Here is a 14,839-nt window from a genome sequence, read left to right as displayed (position 1 = left end):
AGTCTGACGAAATGATCTTGTCCGCGGCGTGGCACGCGAGTTGCTGAACCCTAGCCCAAGGCGGTTTGCGGCTCGCCAGCAACGTTAAGGAGCGGACATGGACGCGTCAGTGCAGCACGAACAGGCGACGATACCGGACGGCGACAAGCTGAGCTCGGTGATGCAGACCATCGCGGAACACAAGGGTTGCGGCACCTCGGGCGGCAGCGGCAAGGCGAGCTGTGGCTCGGGCGCCGGCGAGAACGACCTGCCGCCGGAGATCTGGGAGAAGGTGAAGAACCATCCCTGCTACAGCGAGGAGGCGCATCATCACTACGCGCGCATGCACGTCGCCGTCGCGCCCGCCTGCAACATCCAGTGCAACTACTGCAACCGAAAATATGACTGCGCCAACGAGTCGCGTCCGGGCGTCGTCAGCGAAAAGCTGTCGCCCGAGCAAGCCGCCAAGAAGGTGCTCGCCGTTGCCTCGACCATTCCGCAGATGACCGTGCTGGGCATTGCCGGCCCTGGCGATCCGCTCGCCAATCCCGAGAAGACGTTCAAGACCTTCGAGCTGATCGCGCGCACCGCCCCCGACATCAAGCTCTGCCTGTCGACCAACGGTCTCGCGCTGCCCGACCACGTCGACACCATCGCCGGCTTCAACGTCGACCACGTCACGATTACCATCAACATGGTCGATCCCGAGATCGGCGCCAAGATCTATCCCTGGGTTTTCTGGAAGCACAAGCGCTACACCGGCGTCGAGGCGGCCAAGCTGCTCACCGACCGCCAGTTGCAGGGCCTGGAGATGCTGACCGAGCGCGGCATCCTCTGCAAGGTCAACTCGGTGATGATCCCAGGGGTCAACGACAAGCACCTCGTCGAGGTCAACAAGGCGGTGAAGTCGCGCGGCGCGTTCCTGCACAACATCATGCCGCTGATCTCGTCGCCGGAGCACGGCACCGTGTTCGGTTTGACCGGCCAGCGCGGTCCGACCGCGCAGGAGCTGAAGGCGCTGCAGGACGAGTGCGAAGGCGAGATGAACATGATGCGGCATTGCCGCCAGTGCCGCGCGGACGCCGTGGGCCTGCTCGGTGAGGATCGCTCGGCCGAATTCACCACCGACAAGATCATGGCGATGGAGGTGAACTACGATATCGACAGTCGCAAGGCCTATCAGGAGGCGGTCGAGCAGGAGCGTGTCGCCAAGGTCGTGGCGAAGCAGGAGGAGCTCGCCTCGCTCGCCGGCCAGTCGAGCGACATCAAGCTCTTGATCGCGGTCGCGACCAAGGGCTCGGGCCTGATCAACGAACATTTCGGCCACGCCAAGGAGTTCCAGGTCTACGAGCTCTCCACCGCCGGTGCCAAGTTCGTCGGTCACCGCCGTGTCGACCTGTACTGCCAGGGCGGCTATGGCGACGAGGACAGCCTGGAGACCGTCATCCGCGCCATCAACGACTGCCATGCGGTGTTCGTGGCCAAGATCGGCGGCTGCCCGAAGAGCGACCTGCTGGCCGCGGGCATCGAGCCGGTCGATCAGTTCGCGCACGAGTTCATCGAAAAGTCCGCGATCGCCTGGTTCAAGGACTACCTCGACAAGGTGAACAGCGGCGAAATCCAGCACGTCGTGCGCGGTGACGCCGAAATTCGCCAGGGCGCCCTGATTTCGGCGGCGTGACACCAGACCCCGGCGACGCTGTTGCGTCGCCGGGCCCCTTCGACAGGAGCCTTTGATGACCTTGAAGATCATTGCCTCGCAGTGCACGAGCTGCTCGGCCTGTGAACCCGAATGTCCGAACGTGGCGATCTCGGAGAAGAACGGCACCTTCGTGATCGATCCGAAGAAGTGCACAGAATGCATCGGCCATTTCGACGAGCCGCAATGCGCGGCGGTCTGCCCGGTCGACAACACCTGCGTGATCGACAATTCGTTCCCGCGCTACCAGCCGCCGGCTTGAGGGAGACCGAGATGAACTTCACCCTCACGCCTGCCGCGCAAAAATTCATGCGAATGATGCTGCGAACCGACGGTACCGCGGGCTCCGGCTTCCGTCTCGCGGTGTCGCCCGGCGGCTGCTCCGGCCTTGCGGCCGATATCAGCGTGCTCGCCACGCCGCAGCCCGGTGATGCCGTGGTCGAGCGCGACGGTGTCAGGCTGTTTCTGCCGGCGGAAAGCCGCTTGCTGCTCGACGGTGTGACCATCGACTTCGCGGATACTGCGACGCAGACCGGCCTCGTGTTTCACGATCCGAAGCAGGTTTCGTGCTCGACCCACGCCTTGAAGGCGCTGGAGCACTAGGACAGCCCGCCATGCCCACCGATGCCCGGCCCAGCTCTCAGACCGCCATCGAGGACGCGTTGCTCGCCGACGCGCTGCTCGGCGGCGGCCTGCCGGAGGAAGCCGAGTATCATCTGTGGCAGGCGGGCCAGAGCTATCATCTCGACGAGGTCGCGGAGACGCACCTGAAAGAGGCGGAAGCGCTGGCGCCTGGGCATGCAGCGGTCCTGATCGGCTTCTACCGGTTCTATTTCTACAAGGGACGGCTCGCCGACGCGCTGCGCATCGCCAAGCGATGCCTCGCCAAGGCGGCCGCCGAAAACTGCTTGCCGCCGCACTGGCGCGACGTTCGCGCCGGTCATGCCGAGTTCGGCAGCTATGACAACATGCTGCCGCGCTTCTTCATGTTCACCTTGAAGGGATACGCCTATTTGCAGATGCGCCTCGGCAATCTCGTCGAGGGACGGCTCGCGGTGCAAAAGCTGCTCGAGCTCGATCCCAGCGATAAGATCGGCGCACGCGTCCTGCTCGAGGTGGTCGACCGGGTGGAGCTCGACGATGAATGACGACATCGACGAGGCCATCGACTGGCAGGGCAACGACATCAGCTGTAAGGGCTGCGAGCACGCGCAGCTCAACGCATCCGGCGGCTGTCGCCTTCGGCACGCCTGCGTGCACGACCGCTACGCCCGCCGCATCGACCGCTTCTTCAACTGGAATCCGGCGCTCGCCAACGGCTACGTCAAGCATCCGCATTTCGAGGTGCGGGCTATCGCGGCGAAGCATGCCAGCCCGTTCTTTCTGCCTCCGCTGCTCGACGATCCCGAGGAGACGGTGCGCTGGAACGCCGCGCGGCGGTTGCCGAAGCGGCTGGTGCTCCGGCTGCGCCATGATCCGCATCGCGAGGTCCGCATTCGAATCGCGACCGTGCTCGATCCGGAAGACCTGATGCCGATGATGATGGACGACGACTATTACGTCCGCCTGGTCGTGGCGCGCCGTATCGTGCCGTCCGTGCTTGGCCGCATGATGGGGGACCCGGAGGCCGAGGTACGCCGCGTCGTCGCGCGGCGCATCCCCAGCGACTGGCTGCTCGGCATGATCAGTGACCCAGATCCACGGGTGCGGCTCGAGATCGCCGAGCGCCTCGCGCCGGATCTCCTCACCGCGATGCGCAAGGACGCCGACTGGCGGGTGCGTCACGAGGTTGCGAGCCGGATCGCGCTCAGTGAACTCGCGGAGCTTGCGCGCGACGAGGACCCGCTGGTGCAGGAGATGGCGCGCGACCGGCTCGCGAACCGCTTCGGAGCTGCCATGGAGAAACCGGCATGAGCAACATCGTTCGTGACAGCGAGGTCGTGGAGTTGTCGGCGCCGCCGTACTTCACGTTCGGCGAGAAGGTCAAGGCCAAGCGCACGATCCGCAACGACGGCACCTACGCAGGCAAGGAAATCGGCGAGATCCTCGCGAAGAAGGGCGAGATCGGCTACGTCGTCTCGATCGGAACCTTCCTGCAGCAGTTCTACATCTACGGCGTCGAGTTTCTCGAAAGCGGGAACCGCGTCGGCATGAAACGCAAGGAGCTCGAATCCACCGTGCCCCGCGGGGAGACCGAGGACGAGCTGCCACTGCCGGGAGCATACAGATCATGATCGAGCCACGCCTGCCGAAATATCAATGGGGCCAGCGTGTCAAGGCGCTGATCGACCTCGTCAATGACGGCTCGTTCCCGAACGCGCCGGCCGAAGCCAAGCTGGTCGGAGTCGGCGATATGGGTGAGATCGTCCAGGTCGGCACCCACACCGAGGCGAACATGCCGATCTATCTCGTCGAGTTCGGCGAGCAGCTCGTCGTGGGCTGTCTCGAAGAGGAGATCGTCCCGGTTGAGGTGCGATGATCCACGATGGCTGCAACCGCGCTCAAGCCCAGCTTTGTCCTGCCCGCGCATCCCAACGAGTTGGATCGCAAGCGGATCGCGCGCGCGCTGAAGTCACGCAAGCGCTACCGCTATGTCGAGCCGACGGTGTCGCCGGTCGACGAGGGTTATCACGTCCGCAGTCCTTGCTGCTCGCGCAACATCGACAAGGACGGCGGGGTGATCGACGTCGCGCTGCTGCGCCATGATCCCGCGAATGCGATGTGGAAGCTGTTCTGGAGAGATCACGCGCAGGGGACGTGGGAGCTGCACAGTCTGCATCGGCGGTTGACCGCGGCGGTCGACGAGCTGAACGCGGACCCTGAGCGGATCTTCTGGCAGTAGAGCGAAGAGGACGGGTGACGTGGCATTGGCCGAACAGGAATTGAATGAGATCGCGCAGGTCCTCGAGCGACCCGACGCCGGCAGCGCGGCCTTCGGCGAGCTGCGCCGCCGCTTTCCAAGGCTGGTACTGACACGTTGTGACGCGTCCGATGTCACGGAAGCGCCGTTCCGCAGCTATCCGGCATTCGACCTGCATCTGCTCGACGCCAGCGACCACTGCGCGGGTGTGACCGATGACCTTGCCAAAGCCACCGGCCTGATCCTGGCCAAGCGGAGCTGAGCATGACCAAGCCCTATCTGGTGCATGACGCCGATCGGCAGGAGCAGGATGAAGCGGAGCTTACGCCGGTCGAGGCGAGCTTCATTCCGCTCTCTGATCCCGACATTACCACGGCGGAGATTGCCGCCGTGGACGCGGCGCTGCGCTCGCCGCGGCTGTCCTGCGGTCCGCTGGTCGAGGAGTTCGAGGCGGCATTCGCAAGCTATCTCGGGCGCAGATACGCCATTGCCGTCCCGAGCGGAACGCTTGGCCTGGTCCTGGTCCTGAAAGCGATGGGCATCGGATCGGGCGACGAGGTGATCACGTCGTCGTATTCGTTCCGCGAGATCGCGCATGCCATCAGCATTGTCGGCGCCAAGCCGGTGTTTGCGGATATAGATTACTACTCGGGCACGCTGGCGCCGAGCAAGATCGAGGCGCGCATCACGGAGCGGACAAAGGCGATCCTGGCCGGCAACACCAACGGCCATCCGGCCAAATGGTCGGAGCTGCAGGCGATCGCGAAGACCCGCAATCTGCCTGTCATCGAGGATTCGACCGAGGCCATCGGCTCGAAATATAAGGGGGCGCTGGTCGGTACATTCGGTGCGGCCGCGGTGTTCGATTTCTCGCAGCCTTTCGCGCTCACCTGTGGTGAGGGTGGCATGGTCGTCACCGACGACGTCGACATCGCTGTGGCCGTGCGTCGGCACCGTTCGCACCGGCTCGACGAGCGCGCATCGGTCGTGGTCAGCAGCAGCGCGTCGCACCAGGCGGTGATGAGCGACGTGACCGCCGCGCTCGGGTTGGCGCAATTGCGGCGGATCGACGAGATCCTCGAGCGGCGCAAGCTGATCGAGCAGATCTATTACAGCGAGGTGCAGTCGTTCGAGGGCATCAAGGACCCCTATGTCGGGCCCGATGTCACCGAGGTGAACTGGTTTCTCTACCAGGTGCATCTGGGCACGCGGTTCTCGAAGTCGAGCCGGGATTCGATCGTCGAGGATCTCAGGGTCGAACAGGTCGAGGCCGTGGCCTATTCGAATCCCCTGCATCTGCAGCGGCATTATTTCGACATGGGCTATCGCCGAGGCGATTATCTCGTGACCGAGAAGGTCGCCGATCGTGTGGTGGCCCTGCCGTTCCACGTTCATCTCACCACGGATCAGATCGCCTTCATCGTCGCGACCATGAAGGACGCCTCGGTCAATGTCGGGGCGGGCGCCGCGATCTACTGAGAAGTTCTAAGTTCAAACCGAAAAGGAGAATCCAAGTGGCGACATTGACGGTAATGCCCTCCGGCAAGACGATCGAGGTGGGCGAGGGCACCACCATTCTGGCAGCGCTGCTCGGCGCCGAGGTCGAGATCCCGCACAAATGCGAGGGCCAGGCAAAGTGCGGTTCCTGCCACATCTTCCTGCAGGAGGGACGCAAGGGCGTGTCGAAGGTCACCAAGCTGGAGAACGAGAAGCTCGACACCATCGTCGGCGTCGGCTCGAAGTCGCGGCTCGCCTGTCAGGCGACCATTCTTGGCACCGAGAACGTCAAGATCGAACTCCTGGGCTTCGGCTCGGGCCTGTAACAGGAGGATCACATGGACAAATTGACGCTTCATGTCCGCTTTGCCAATGATGGCACGGTCGCCGAGATCAGCGAGCGGCCGGTCGAGCTGACGCCGCAGCAGTGGTTCGACAAGCTCAGCGAGGCCATCGGCATGAAGGCCTATCAGACCTTCGCCGGCGGCCGCGGCGTGTTCAAGGTGGCTCGTGAGCAGATCGAGGCCCTGAAGACCGCGGCTGTTTCGTGACGCGGTTGGCAGCATGAGCACCGATGCGGGACAGGCGTGCCGATTCTTCGTCTCCTACACGGGCGTCAAGCTGCCGCTGCGGCTGGTGACTGCGATTGCGCCGGAGCAGCTGTCGAACCGCAACACGTTCATCCGCGGCTATTTCGATGCCGCGGGCGTGCTGACCGGATTCGAAAAGATCGTCTATGGCGAGATCGAGCTCACGCACAGCTACAGCTACCATGCCAGCGGGGCGTTGAGCCGGGCCGAGATCGTCATGCTCGACGAGGATCCGGTGACGCTGAATTTTGACGAGACCGGCGCGCCCATCGCCGGTCAGGATGCGTCGGTGAAGGAGGCCTCGTGACTGTCGCCAAGCTGATCGAGGCTCTTGCCAGCATGCCGAAGGACGCTATCGTGCTGATGGACAGCGGCGGCGGATTGTCGCGTGTCGATGCGCTTCAGCTTGTGGACGAGCAGGGCCCGGGCGCTCCGGCCGAGGTGATCCTGCAGCCGAGCTTGGATGAGTAGAGGGCGGACTGGTCGGATGGCGGACGCTGGGACTTCAGAGACCGGAACTCCGGACGCAGGGCCGGTCGCGACCCCCTATGAGCGGATCGGCGGAGCGGTTGTCGTGGACCGTCTCGTCGAATCCTTCTACCACCGAATGGATACGCTGCCGGAGGCCAAGGGCATCCGCGACATGCACGGCCGCAATCTCGGGCCGATCAAGCACATCCTGAAGCGCTATCTCTCCGAATGGCTGGGCGGCCCCAAGCTTTATTCGCCCGAGAAGGGCCATCCGCGGCTGCGCCAGCGTCACATGGGCTTTGCCATCGGCAATGCCGAGCGCGACGCCTGGCTGCTGTGCATGCGCGGCGCGCTCGAGGAGACTGTCAGCGACGTCAAGGCCCGTCAGGATGTCGACGCCGCCATGACCAAGCTCGCCGACTGGATGCGCAACCACGCCGGCAACCCGCACGATGCTCGGGCCGCGCGGCCGTGAGCCTGCGGTGACGTCATCGCGAGGAGACGAAGGCGACGAAGCAATCCAGAGTCGCCCGCGTTACCCTGGCTTGCTTCGCTGCGCTCGCAATGACGGAGAGGGCGTGACACGTAGGCTGGACCAAGCGAAACGCGCCCACCGGCGGTCTCGCCTGCAAGATGGACCAGAAAAAGATGGACCAGAAAGGTGGGCACGGCGATCTTCCGACGGTGCAATTCACTGCCGTCCGTGGCGCCTTTGCCGACCTTACGCAATCCAGCTAATACAACGGCACGCCGAAGAAGGTCTCGTCGTCGCCGCCCCAGGCGCGGTGCAGCGCCAGGGCGTTCTGCCATTGCATCATCTCGACCTCGCTGGCATTGCGATGCGTGATTCTGCCGTCCGGCACCTCGGCAAGCAGAAAAGGCTTGCCGTTGCGGATGAAGCGGTTGAGATCCTTGGTGTCGTTGGGGCGCACGACGCAACGTGGCCGCTCGTCGATCAGGATGGTGGTCGGCAGCATCGCGGTGCTCTCACTCCATCGGATTGTCAATCGGCCAGCGGTCCCATGTCGTCGTCGGCTTTCTTCTTCTTTTTCTTGTCGGTCTTGGCGAGCGCATAGGCGCCGGCGTTCTTCAGCGTGATCGGCGGCTGCCCGACGACATATTGCGAGATCCACGCCAGGGTCCGGTCATGTGCCAGCGTAGCTGCAGATTCATCATAGGTCTCGCCGTCACCGTCGAACGCATGCGCGGCATTCGGATAGGAGAACGCGCTGACCTCGGGATGATAGGCGCGGAACATGGTCACCTCCGCGAACGGCACGACGATGTCGGCCTCGCCGAAATGGAGCAGCGTCGGAATCTTGCGCTTGGCGCCGGCCGCGTTGACGACACCGGTCGCGTAGTAGCTCACTGCGCAGGCCACGCCGGAGACGCGGTTGGCCGCGTCATAGGCGAGACCGCCCCCGGCGCCGAAGCCGACCACCGCCACCTTGCCGCAGTCCTTGACGCTGTCGACCGTTGACTGGATCTCGGCGAGCAGCGGTGCTGCCGGATCCGGCACGCTCTCGGCCGGCTCGCCCTCCGTTGCCGCTTCGATCGCGGTGGGAGGCGACAGCTCCGGCGCGATCACGACATAGCCGCTCGCGGCGAAAGTATCGGCGACCTTGCGTAGTTTGCCGGCAGCGTCGGCGCCGTCCGGCAGGACGACGATCGCCCCCTTTGGCGCGTCGGCGGGATCGGCACGAAACGCCTGAAAGGTATGGCCGTCGCTGGCGGTCAGCTTGATCGTGCTCGCCGTAGGCATGTGATGCTCCTGCTTCCGTTGCGCGGTTGGCGCGCGTTACAACAAACCCAGCTCCAGGGCGGTCTCTTCGGACATGCGCGACTTGTCCCATGGCGGCTCGAAGACAAGGGTGACCTTGACCGACACCACACCGTCGACGGCCTGTACGGCGTCCTCCACCATTCGGACGATCTCGCTTGCGACCGGACAGCCGGGCGCCGTCAGGGTCATGTCGATCTCGACCGCGCCGCCGCCCTCGTGCGCGATTCGATAGACCAGCCCGAGATCGTAGACGTTCACCGGAATCTCCGGGTCATAGACCGTTCGCAACGCTGCAATCACGCTCTCGGCTGCACTCTGGGAGCCGGTCGCTACGGCGTTCTGCGCCGGGGAAGGAGGGGGCGGGGCGTGCATGGTCATCATGCGTTGGTTCCTCTCATGATCCTGGTTCGCACCGGGGGATGGTCGTTGGAATTCGAGTCATGTTTCGCTCATGCATGGCGTCGCCTCATTCCGAACCGAGCCCCTCGGCCAGCGCGGCGACGACCGGCCATCCGACGGCGCCGGTGGGATCGAGTCGCCGCAGCGCCGCGAGCATTTCGGCTGCTCCGTCGGAATCAGTCTTGCGCAGATGGATGAAGGCTAGGGCCTTCAGCGTGTAGAGCGCGAAGCGGCCGGCGCCATCCGGCAGCGGATCATGCGGCGTCCAGTGCCGCCAATCCCGTGGCCAGCCGGCCTGGCGCGCCGCTTCCGCAAGGCCCAGCTCGGCGACCGCCTCTGCCTCGTCGAGATGGCCTTGATAGGTGTGAATCTTGTACAGACAGAAGTAGGTCGGAAGCTGCTGCGGAGCGGCCGCCAGCGCCTGGCGAAACAGCCGATCCGCCTGCGCGTGGTCGCGGCGATACGCCGCCACGCCCTGTTGCAAAAGCGCATCGATCTCTTGCGGCAGATCGCCGAAGTTGATCGTGTCGGGTTCGCTGACGAGTTCGAGCATCTGCATTGACCTCGATCAAATCACTGCAAGACGCGGACCGTTTTCGCGCGGGTGCAGCAGCGCCGGAGCCGGTACGAGGCGGGCGGAAGAGCGGGCCGATGTTGGATTTTGCACGTCGCCTCTTCGCTCCGCCGCGGCCGATGTCGCAAAGACGACGCAACGCTTGGCGAATTGGCGTGGACGCGTCGTCAGATGCCGGCGAGACGGCGATTGCGGCGAGCAAATCACTGGTTCGGAGCTTGCATGAGGCCTTCATCAATCCAGCGGGAGTGGCAGCGATGGCGATGGCAGCAACGGACATCGAGCGTCTGATCAAGGAGGCGTTCCCGGATGCCGTCGTCGTGATCGAGGATCTGGCGGGCGATGGCGACCATTATTCGGCGCGCGTCACCTCACAGGCTTTCGCCGGGAAGAGCCGGGTGCAACAGCATCAGATGGTCTATTCGGCTCTCAAGGGCCAGATGGGCGGCGTGCTGCATGCGCTGGCGCTCGAGACGTCATTGCCGAAATGATCGTTGCGGCCGGGCTGATCGGTCGCATTCAGGGAAAGGATCCAGTCTATGTCGACATCCGAACGCATTCAGAAGCTGATCGACAGCAATGACATCGTGCTGTTCATGAAGGGCGTGCCGGCGGCGCCGCAATGCGGCTTCTCCGCCGCGGTGGCACAGATCCTGGCCAAGCTCGACGTGGCCTACGAGAGCGTCAACGTGCTCGCCGATCCCTTCATCCGCGAGGGCATCAAGGAGTTCTCCAACTGGCCGACCATTCCGCAGCTCTATGTGAAGGGCGAATTCGTCGGCGGCTGCGACATCGTGCGCGAGATGTTCCAGGCCGGTGAGCTCGCGACCCTGCTCGCCGACAAGGGCATCAAGGCGTCTGCGTCATGAGCGATGCCGATGTCGCCGAGGCGGATGACGCATTCGAGATTCCGCAGCTCTACAAACATCACGCCTTCGTCTGCCTGACGCAGCGCCCGCCCGGGCATCCGCGCGGCAGCTGCGGCGCGCTCGGCGTGCAGCCGCTGTGGGACCGGCTGACCAAGACCATCGAGGCGCAGCGGTTGACGGATATCGGCGTCACCGCCGCCGGCTGCTTCGGCTTCTGCAGCGCCGGACCGATGATGGTGGTCTATCCGGACGGCGTCTGGTATCGACCGACCAAGCCGGAGGATATCGACGAGATCGTCGAATCCCACTTCAAGCAGGGCAAGCGTGTCGATCGCCTGGTCATGGTGTTGAAGCGCTGAGCTTGCAGAATGGAGCCGCTCAACGCGGCTCCGGACAAGGTGTCGACCCATCCGGACGCGTGCAGCCCTGGACATCCTCCAGACCGTCGCCCTGCCGAAGCAGCAAGATGACGGGTTCACGATCGAAGCCGGCGCAGCACCGGCCGCCGGCTTCGATCAATGGCCGGCGGATCAGCAGCGGATCCTCGAGCATCAGGTCGATGGCCGCGACGGCTTCGATCGTCTCTGGCTCGATCTCTCCCGATCTCACGCGCGGCGAGGCCGGATTGAACCAGGCCCAGACGGGGGTCCCGGCGAAATATGTGCGCAGCCTCTCGCCCGTCCAGGGTTCGGTCAAGAGGTTCCTGGCGATGACATCGTGGCCTGCTCGCGTCAGCATCAGCTTCTGCCGGGCGTTGGTGCCGCAGCCCGGCTTCTCGTAGAAGACGACGGTCGTCACGTCAGGCGCCGCCGAGCTGGACCAGCTGCGCGCCGCCGGCGCGGCCGAGAATGGTGTCGACCTTCTTGCGCACCGCCTCGATCGTGAGCGGCTTGACCACGGCGCCATGCGCGCCGGCCTTGAGACCTTCGATCGCGATCGCCTCGTCGGCCTTGGCGGTCACGATCAGAATGCGCACGCCCTTGAACTTCGCCAGGATCTCGCGGACGAGCTCGGGGCCGCGTTGCTTCAGGAAGGAAACCCCGAGCAGCACCACGTTCGGTGCCAGCCAGTCGACGCCCTTCTCGTACGCCTCCTCCGGCGTCGCCAATTCGTGGGTCTCGATTTCATCGTGCAACATGAACTGCAGGGCCGCGCGCGTGATCTCGTCGTCGTCGATCACGAACACGCGCCGCTGGTCCACTGCCTTGGCCGTCTCCACTCCGATCTGCATTGCATCCTCCTCAACGTTGTCAGCGTCTGTGCCGCAGGGCTGCAGAGGGGATCTAGCAAATCTCGTTCCGGGCACCGCCCGGCTGAAAAGCTACCGCTGTTGTGTCGTTTCGGACAGCGCCGCGCGTCGTCGCATCTTGCGAAGCATTCCGATGTCGGGTTTGCAACAACTCGCAATCGCGCCCGGATTGCTCCGCATCTCCTTTAAAACATGATCGTTTTGGCCCTGTGCGCGTGCTGGCACAGCCGTTGCAAAACCGGGTTCAGGCAATGGTTGAGGGCTGAGTGCACGCCGACGCTCCGGACGAGCGATGCTCTCCTTCCCAACAACCCGTCTGCCGGTTCGGACACACAGAGGACGCGGTCACGCCTCGCGAGCAGCGCGGGCGCGACATTGGCAATCGGTTGATGGAGAGCAGAATGTCATCACTTCGACAAATCGCATTCTACGGCAAGGGCGGCATCGGCAAATCGACGACGTCGCAGAACACGCTCGCGGCGCTCGCCGAGATGGGTCATCGGATCCTGATCGTCGGCTGCGACCCCAAGGCGGATTCGACCCGCCTGATCCTGCACGCCAAGGCGCAGGACACGATCCTGAGCCTGGCCGCTGCCGCCGGCAGCGTCGAGGACCTTGAGATCGAAGAGGTCATGAAGGTCGGCTATCGCGACATCCGCTGCGTCGAGTCCGGCGGTCCGGAGCCGGGCGTCGGCTGCGCCGGCCGCGGCGTCATCACCTCGATCAACTTCCTGGAAGAGAACGGCGCCTACGAGGACATCGACTACGTGTCCTACGACGTGCTCGGCGACGTCGTGTGCGGCGGCTTCGCGATGCCGATCCGCGAGAACAAGGCGCAGGAGATCTACATCGTGATGTCCGGCGAGATGATGGCGATGTATGCCGCCAACAACATCTCCAAGGGCATTCTGAAATATGCAAATTCCGGCGGCGTGCGCCTGGGCGGCCTGGTCTGCAACGAGCGTCAGACCGACAAGGAGCTGGAGCTGGCGGAGGCTCTCGCCAAGAAGCTCGGTACTCAGCTGATCTACTTCGTGCCGCGCGACAACATCGTGCAGCACGCCGAGCTGCGCCGCATGACCGTGCTGGAATATGCGCCGGATTCCGTCCAGGCCGGGCACTACCGCTCGCTGGCGCAGAAGATCCACAACAACGGCGGCAAGGGCATCATCCCGACCCCGATCACGATGGACGAGCTCGAGGACATGCTGATGGAGCACGGCATCATGAAGGCCGTCGACGAAACCCAGATCGGAAAGACTGCCGCCGAACTCGCCGCAACGGCTTAAGCAGTCTTGGTACCGGCCTTCCTCCCGTCGGAAGGCCGGTACCTCATCGCATGTCCCGTCGGCGCGCGGCAGGGGATCAAGCTATGACCATCGCAATCGTGGGCGTCTCGGAGTCCGTCGCTGCCGGCCTGCAACCGTCGCCGCGCAGCGGCTCCTGCGAAGAGAACGCGCGGCATCACGGCCGCCAGATTTACCGCCTGCTGACCGGCGTCGATCCCGACGAGGCGCTGATCGACAGTGACATCGGTTTCGATCGTCACGTCATCGCATCGGTTCTCGCCGTTTCAGCGATGGAGCATGGCGCGCTGGCGGAGCGCGCGGGGCTTTCGACCGTCGAACTGATCGCACTGCTGGCGCAGTTGTTTCCGGCAGCCTCGATCGACTCCTCATGGCTGCCGATCACCGGGGCCGCGGCCGCGCCGGACGAGGACGAAATCACGATGGTGCGCGATCTGCTCGCCGCGCAGCGCTCCACGGACGGCGAGGTCGGCCGCTGGCTCGCGGCCATGGTGGCGCGTCGCGCGATGGAGCCCAACCATCTCTGGGAAGACCTGGGCCTGCGCGAGCGCTCCGAATTGTCGCGCCTGCTGATGCGCCACTTCGCGCCGTTGGCGAGCCGCAACACCAGCAACATGCGCTGGAAGCGCTTCTTCTACCGCATGCTGTGCGAGGATGATGGCTTCGTGATGTGCACGACGCCGGTCTGTACTCAGTGCAACGACTTCCAGCTCTGCTTCGGCGAGGAGAGCGGCGAGAGCCGGATGGCCGAACGGCGGCGCGAGGTGGCGCTGCGGGAGGCGGCGGGCGCCGCGATGTGAGTTCGAGGACCGTGACGATGTTGATGGACAGCCAGCTTGGATCCCCGTGCAACTCCGACGGCGGACGTTGTCCTCAGGCGGAGACCTGCGAAGCTGGCGAGATCCTGATGCGTCGATGCGAGGACGCGCTGCGCCGGGCCGGGTTGCGCCCCACCCAGCAGCGTCAGCAACTGAGCCGGATTCTGTTCGGCGGCGGTGACCGCCACATCACCGCCGACGCGCTCTATGCCGCAGCCGTTGCTTCGGGCATGAAGATCTCGCAGGCCACCATCTACAACACGCTCAACCAGTTCGTGGAGCTGGGCCTGCTGCGCCAAATTGGCGTGGACGGCTCGAAATCGTTCTTCGACACCAATACGACCGTGCACCCGCACTTCTTCTACGAGGACGAAGGCGCGCTCGTCGATGTGCCCGGACAGGTCGCGTTCGAGCAGATGCCCGAGCCGCTGCCGGGTTATGGCATGGAGCGGATCGACATCGTCATTCATCTGCGCCGCAGGCGTCACGCCTGACGGCAGCGCAGGTCGCCGCGGCTTGGCGCTGCGCGGGCATGTCTCTCTGCGTCGACGTTCGATGTCCGACGCTGTTACGAATCCGACAATCCGGGGCAATGGAAAAACAATTGGATAATCAATTGATTGGCGTGGTGTCCGGCGGTGGCATGGCCGTTGCTGAGTGAATGGCAGGCCGCAATGGAGCGTCGTGCTTCTGGCGGCCGCACACAGGTTGCGACGGAGCGAGTGAATGCCAGACGTCTCCGGA

Annotated in this window: 27 protein-coding genes; 21 read left to right on the top strand and 6 right to left on the bottom strand. The window is 64.4% G+C overall.

What is annotated here, in order from left to right; translation table 11 throughout:
- The first annotated feature begins 97 nt into the window (after positions 1–97).
- Genes nifB through ACQR03_RS17580 form a run of 15 tightly spaced genes read left to right on the top strand, consistent with a single transcriptional unit; the run spans position 98 to position 7,571 of the window.
- Positions 98–1,660 (top strand): nitrogenase cofactor biosynthesis protein NifB, encoded by a 1,563-nt coding sequence (nifB, locus tag ACQR03_RS17650; protein ID WP_315752846.1) that lies wholly within the window; start codon positions 98–100, stop codon positions 1,658–1,660.
- 55 nt (positions 1,661–1,715) lie between these two features.
- On the top strand, positions 1,716–1,940 hold the full coding sequence (locus ACQR03_RS17645; RefSeq protein ID WP_006609676.1) for a YfhL family 4Fe-4S dicluster ferredoxin: 225 nt from the start codon (positions 1,716–1,718) through the stop codon (positions 1,938–1,940).
- Between the two features lie 11 nt (positions 1,941–1,951).
- Entirely contained in the window at positions 1,952–2,281 is a 330-nt protein-coding gene (locus ACQR03_RS17640) for a HesB/IscA family protein (protein ID WP_315713125.1), read from the top strand.
- Positions 2,282–2,292: 11 nt separating this feature from the next.
- Positions 2,293–2,826, top strand: coding sequence for a hypothetical protein (locus ACQR03_RS17635; RefSeq protein ID WP_315752847.1), 534 nt, complete (start codon positions 2,293–2,295; stop codon positions 2,824–2,826).
- Complete coding sequence (locus tag ACQR03_RS17630; RefSeq protein ID WP_315752848.1) at positions 2,819–3,592, top strand: 4Fe4S-binding leucine-rich repeat protein; 774 nt, start codon at positions 2,819–2,821, stop codon at positions 3,590–3,592. The genes ACQR03_RS17635 and ACQR03_RS17630 overlap by 8 nt, the downstream gene beginning before the upstream one ends.
- Positions 3,589–3,912, top strand: coding sequence for a nitrogen fixation protein NifZ (locus ACQR03_RS17625; protein WP_315752849.1), 324 nt, complete (start codon positions 3,589–3,591; stop codon positions 3,910–3,912). The genes ACQR03_RS17630 and ACQR03_RS17625 overlap by 4 nt, the downstream gene beginning before the upstream one ends.
- Positions 3,909–4,157: a nitrogen fixation protein NifZ gene (locus tag ACQR03_RS17620; RefSeq protein ID WP_315752850.1), complete on the top strand. Its 249-nt coding sequence runs from the start codon at positions 3,909–3,911 to the stop codon at positions 4,155–4,157. The genes ACQR03_RS17625 and ACQR03_RS17620 overlap by 4 nt, the downstream gene beginning before the upstream one ends.
- 6 nt (positions 4,158–4,163) lie before the next feature.
- Positions 4,164–4,520 (top strand): DUF3024 domain-containing protein, encoded by a 357-nt coding sequence (locus ACQR03_RS17615; protein WP_315713117.1) that lies wholly within the window; start codon positions 4,164–4,166, stop codon positions 4,518–4,520.
- Positions 4,521–4,539: 19 nt separating this feature from the next.
- Positions 4,540–4,800 (top strand): hypothetical protein, encoded by a 261-nt coding sequence (locus ACQR03_RS17610; protein WP_315752851.1) that lies wholly within the window; start codon positions 4,540–4,542, stop codon positions 4,798–4,800.
- Between the two features lie 2 nt (positions 4,801–4,802).
- Positions 4,803–6,017 (top strand): DegT/DnrJ/EryC1/StrS family aminotransferase, encoded by a 1,215-nt coding sequence (locus ACQR03_RS17605; protein ID WP_315752852.1) that lies wholly within the window; start codon positions 4,803–4,805, stop codon positions 6,015–6,017.
- Positions 6,018–6,052: 35 nt separating this feature from the next.
- Positions 6,053–6,361, top strand: coding sequence for a 2Fe-2S iron-sulfur cluster-binding protein (locus tag ACQR03_RS17600; protein ID WP_315752853.1), 309 nt, complete (start codon positions 6,053–6,055; stop codon positions 6,359–6,361).
- A gap of 12 nt (positions 6,362–6,373) precedes the next feature.
- The gene (locus ACQR03_RS17595) at positions 6,374–6,586 is read left to right on the top strand and encodes a hypothetical protein (RefSeq protein WP_315752854.1); all 213 of its coding nucleotides are present in this window, start codon (positions 6,374–6,376) and stop codon (positions 6,584–6,586) included.
- 13 nt (positions 6,587–6,599) lie between these two features.
- On the top strand, positions 6,600–6,932 hold the full coding sequence (locus ACQR03_RS17590; protein WP_315752855.1) for a DUF6156 family protein: 333 nt from the start codon (positions 6,600–6,602) through the stop codon (positions 6,930–6,932).
- Entirely contained in the window at positions 6,929–7,096 is a 168-nt protein-coding gene (locus ACQR03_RS17585; RefSeq protein WP_315752856.1) for a hypothetical protein, read from the top strand. Before ACQR03_RS17590 ends, ACQR03_RS17585 begins: the two co-directional genes overlap by 4 nt.
- A 16-nt stretch (positions 7,097–7,112) precedes the next feature.
- Positions 7,113–7,571 (top strand): group II truncated hemoglobin, encoded by a 459-nt coding sequence (locus tag ACQR03_RS17580; protein WP_315752857.1) that lies wholly within the window; start codon positions 7,113–7,115, stop codon positions 7,569–7,571.
- 259 nt (positions 7,572–7,830) lie between these two features.
- Here the strand turns inward: ACQR03_RS17580 and ACQR03_RS17575 are convergent, their stop codons facing one another.
- From ACQR03_RS17575 to ACQR03_RS17560, 4 genes are all read right to left on the bottom strand, one after another.
- Positions 7,831–8,073: a hypothetical protein gene (locus ACQR03_RS17575; protein WP_315752858.1), complete on the bottom strand. Its 243-nt coding sequence runs from the start codon at positions 8,071–8,073 to the stop codon at positions 7,831–7,833.
- A gap of 26 nt (positions 8,074–8,099) precedes the next feature.
- The gene (locus ACQR03_RS17570; RefSeq protein ID WP_315752859.1) at positions 8,100–8,858 is read right to left on the bottom strand and encodes a dienelactone hydrolase family protein; all 759 of its coding nucleotides are present in this window, start codon (positions 8,856–8,858) and stop codon (positions 8,100–8,102) included.
- 36 nt (positions 8,859–8,894) lie between these two features.
- Positions 8,895–9,257, bottom strand: coding sequence for an iron-sulfur cluster assembly protein (locus tag ACQR03_RS17565; protein WP_315752901.1), 363 nt, complete (start codon positions 9,255–9,257; stop codon positions 8,895–8,897).
- A gap of 88 nt (positions 9,258–9,345) precedes the next feature.
- Complete coding sequence (locus ACQR03_RS17560; protein ID WP_316169744.1) at positions 9,346–9,837, bottom strand: tetratricopeptide repeat protein; 492 nt, start codon at positions 9,835–9,837, stop codon at positions 9,346–9,348.
- Between the two features lie 272 nt (positions 9,838–10,109).
- Here ACQR03_RS17560 and ACQR03_RS17555 point away from each other — a divergent pair, with 272 nt between their 5' ends.
- Genes ACQR03_RS17555 through ACQR03_RS17545 form a run of 3 tightly spaced genes read left to right on the top strand, consistent with a single transcriptional unit; the run spans position 10,110 to position 11,080 of the window.
- Entirely contained in the window at positions 10,110–10,343 is a 234-nt protein-coding gene (locus ACQR03_RS17555) for a BolA/IbaG family iron-sulfur metabolism protein (RefSeq protein WP_006609694.1), read from the top strand.
- A gap of 48 nt (positions 10,344–10,391) precedes the next feature.
- Positions 10,392–10,721 (top strand): Grx4 family monothiol glutaredoxin, encoded by a 330-nt coding sequence (gene grxD / locus ACQR03_RS17550; protein WP_315752861.1) that lies wholly within the window; start codon positions 10,392–10,394, stop codon positions 10,719–10,721.
- Positions 10,718–11,080 (top strand): (2Fe-2S) ferredoxin domain-containing protein, encoded by a 363-nt coding sequence (locus ACQR03_RS17545; RefSeq protein WP_315752862.1) that lies wholly within the window; start codon positions 10,718–10,720, stop codon positions 11,078–11,080. The genes grxD and ACQR03_RS17545 overlap by 4 nt, the downstream gene beginning before the upstream one ends.
- 19 nt (positions 11,081–11,099) lie before the next feature.
- On the opposite strand, the gene ACQR03_RS17540 is transcribed toward ACQR03_RS17545, so the two are convergent.
- Together ACQR03_RS17540 and ACQR03_RS17535 are read right to left on the bottom strand one after the other, a co-directional pair.
- Positions 11,100–11,519, bottom strand: coding sequence for an ArsC/Spx/MgsR family protein (locus ACQR03_RS17540; RefSeq protein WP_315752863.1), 420 nt, complete (start codon positions 11,517–11,519; stop codon positions 11,100–11,102).
- Between the two features lies 1 nt (position 11,520).
- The gene (locus tag ACQR03_RS17535; RefSeq protein ID WP_315713088.1) at positions 11,521–11,952 is read right to left on the bottom strand and encodes a response regulator transcription factor; all 432 of its coding nucleotides are present in this window, start codon (positions 11,950–11,952) and stop codon (positions 11,521–11,523) included.
- Between the two features lie 419 nt (positions 11,953–12,371).
- Here ACQR03_RS17535 and nifH point away from each other — a divergent pair, with 419 nt between their 5' ends.
- From nifH to irrA, 3 genes are all read left to right on the top strand, one after another.
- Positions 12,372–13,259: a nitrogenase iron protein gene (gene nifH, locus ACQR03_RS17530; protein WP_315713086.1), complete on the top strand. Its 888-nt coding sequence runs from the start codon at positions 12,372–12,374 to the stop codon at positions 13,257–13,259.
- A gap of 83 nt (positions 13,260–13,342) precedes the next feature.
- Positions 13,343–14,077, top strand: coding sequence for a nitrogen fixation protein NifQ (locus ACQR03_RS17525; protein ID WP_315752864.1), 735 nt, complete (start codon positions 13,343–13,345; stop codon positions 14,075–14,077).
- A gap of 17 nt (positions 14,078–14,094) precedes the next feature.
- Positions 14,095–14,589 (top strand): iron response transcriptional regulator IrrA, encoded by a 495-nt coding sequence (gene irrA, locus ACQR03_RS17520; protein WP_315713082.1) that lies wholly within the window; start codon positions 14,095–14,097, stop codon positions 14,587–14,589.
- The last annotated feature ends 250 nt before the right edge of the window (positions 14,590–14,839 follow it).

Origin of the sequence: Bradyrhizobium sp. HKCCYLS3070 (assembly GCF_051167575.1) — a bacterium.
Classification (GTDB): Bacteria; Pseudomonadota; Alphaproteobacteria; order Rhizobiales; family Xanthobacteraceae; genus Bradyrhizobium.
Note: the sequence above shows the minus strand (reverse complement) of the source record. Positions and strands in the feature narration are given on the sequence as shown.

Excerpts from the sequence above, each read along its gene's own strand:
- ACQR03_RS17560 (WP_316169744.1), bottom strand. The coding sequence starts at position 9,837 with ATGCAGATGCTCGAACTCGTCAGCGAACCCGACACGATCAACTTCGGC.
- ACQR03_RS17615 (WP_315713117.1), top strand. The coding sequence starts at position 4,164 with ATGGCTGCAACCGCGCTCAAGCCCAGCTTTGTCCTGCCCGCGCATCCC.
- ACQR03_RS17625 (WP_315752849.1), top strand. The coding sequence starts at position 3,589 with ATGAGCAACATCGTTCGTGACAGCGAGGTCGTGGAGTTGTCGGCGCCG.
- irrA (WP_315713082.1), top strand. The coding sequence starts at position 14,095 with ATGTTGATGGACAGCCAGCTTGGATCCCCGTGCAACTCCGACGGCGGA.
- ACQR03_RS17570 (WP_315752859.1), bottom strand. The coding sequence starts at position 8,858 with ATGCCTACGGCGAGCACGATCAAGCTGACCGCCAGCGACGGCCATACC.
- ACQR03_RS17620 (WP_315752850.1), top strand. The coding sequence starts at position 3,909 with ATGATCGAGCCACGCCTGCCGAAATATCAATGGGGCCAGCGTGTCAAG.
- ACQR03_RS17555 (WP_006609694.1), top strand. The coding sequence starts at position 10,110 with ATGGCGATGGCAGCAACGGACATCGAGCGTCTGATCAAGGAGGCGTTC.
- grxD (WP_315752861.1), top strand. The coding sequence starts at position 10,392 with ATGTCGACATCCGAACGCATTCAGAAGCTGATCGACAGCAATGACATC.
- ACQR03_RS17525 (WP_315752864.1), top strand. The coding sequence starts at position 13,343 with ATGACCATCGCAATCGTGGGCGTCTCGGAGTCCGTCGCTGCCGGCCTG.
- ACQR03_RS17580 (WP_315752857.1), top strand. The coding sequence starts at position 7,113 with ATGGCGGACGCTGGGACTTCAGAGACCGGAACTCCGGACGCAGGGCCG.
- ACQR03_RS17575 (WP_315752858.1), bottom strand. The coding sequence starts at position 8,073 with ATGCTGCCGACCACCATCCTGATCGACGAGCGGCCACGTTGCGTCGTG.
- ACQR03_RS17545 (WP_315752862.1), top strand. The coding sequence starts at position 10,718 with ATGAGCGATGCCGATGTCGCCGAGGCGGATGACGCATTCGAGATTCCG.
- ACQR03_RS17565 (WP_315752901.1), bottom strand. The coding sequence starts at position 9,257 with ATGACCATGCACGCCCCGCCCCCTCCTTCCCCGGCGCAGAACGCCGTA.
- ACQR03_RS17590 (WP_315752855.1), top strand. The coding sequence starts at position 6,600 with ATGAGCACCGATGCGGGACAGGCGTGCCGATTCTTCGTCTCCTACACG.
- ACQR03_RS17640 (WP_315713125.1), top strand. The coding sequence starts at position 1,952 with ATGAACTTCACCCTCACGCCTGCCGCGCAAAAATTCATGCGAATGATG.
- ACQR03_RS17645 (WP_006609676.1), top strand. The coding sequence starts at position 1,716 with ATGACCTTGAAGATCATTGCCTCGCAGTGCACGAGCTGCTCGGCCTGT.
- nifB (WP_315752846.1), top strand. The coding sequence starts at position 98 with ATGGACGCGTCAGTGCAGCACGAACAGGCGACGATACCGGACGGCGAC.
- ACQR03_RS17635 (WP_315752847.1), top strand. The coding sequence starts at position 2,293 with ATGCCCACCGATGCCCGGCCCAGCTCTCAGACCGCCATCGAGGACGCG.
- ACQR03_RS17595 (WP_315752854.1), top strand. The coding sequence starts at position 6,374 with ATGGACAAATTGACGCTTCATGTCCGCTTTGCCAATGATGGCACGGTC.
- ACQR03_RS17605 (WP_315752852.1), top strand. The coding sequence starts at position 4,803 with ATGACCAAGCCCTATCTGGTGCATGACGCCGATCGGCAGGAGCAGGAT.
- ACQR03_RS17630 (WP_315752848.1), top strand. The coding sequence starts at position 2,819 with ATGAATGACGACATCGACGAGGCCATCGACTGGCAGGGCAACGACATC.
- nifH (WP_315713086.1), top strand. The coding sequence starts at position 12,372 with ATGTCATCACTTCGACAAATCGCATTCTACGGCAAGGGCGGCATCGGC.
- ACQR03_RS17535 (WP_315713088.1), bottom strand. The coding sequence starts at position 11,952 with ATGCAGATCGGAGTGGAGACGGCCAAGGCAGTGGACCAGCGGCGCGTG.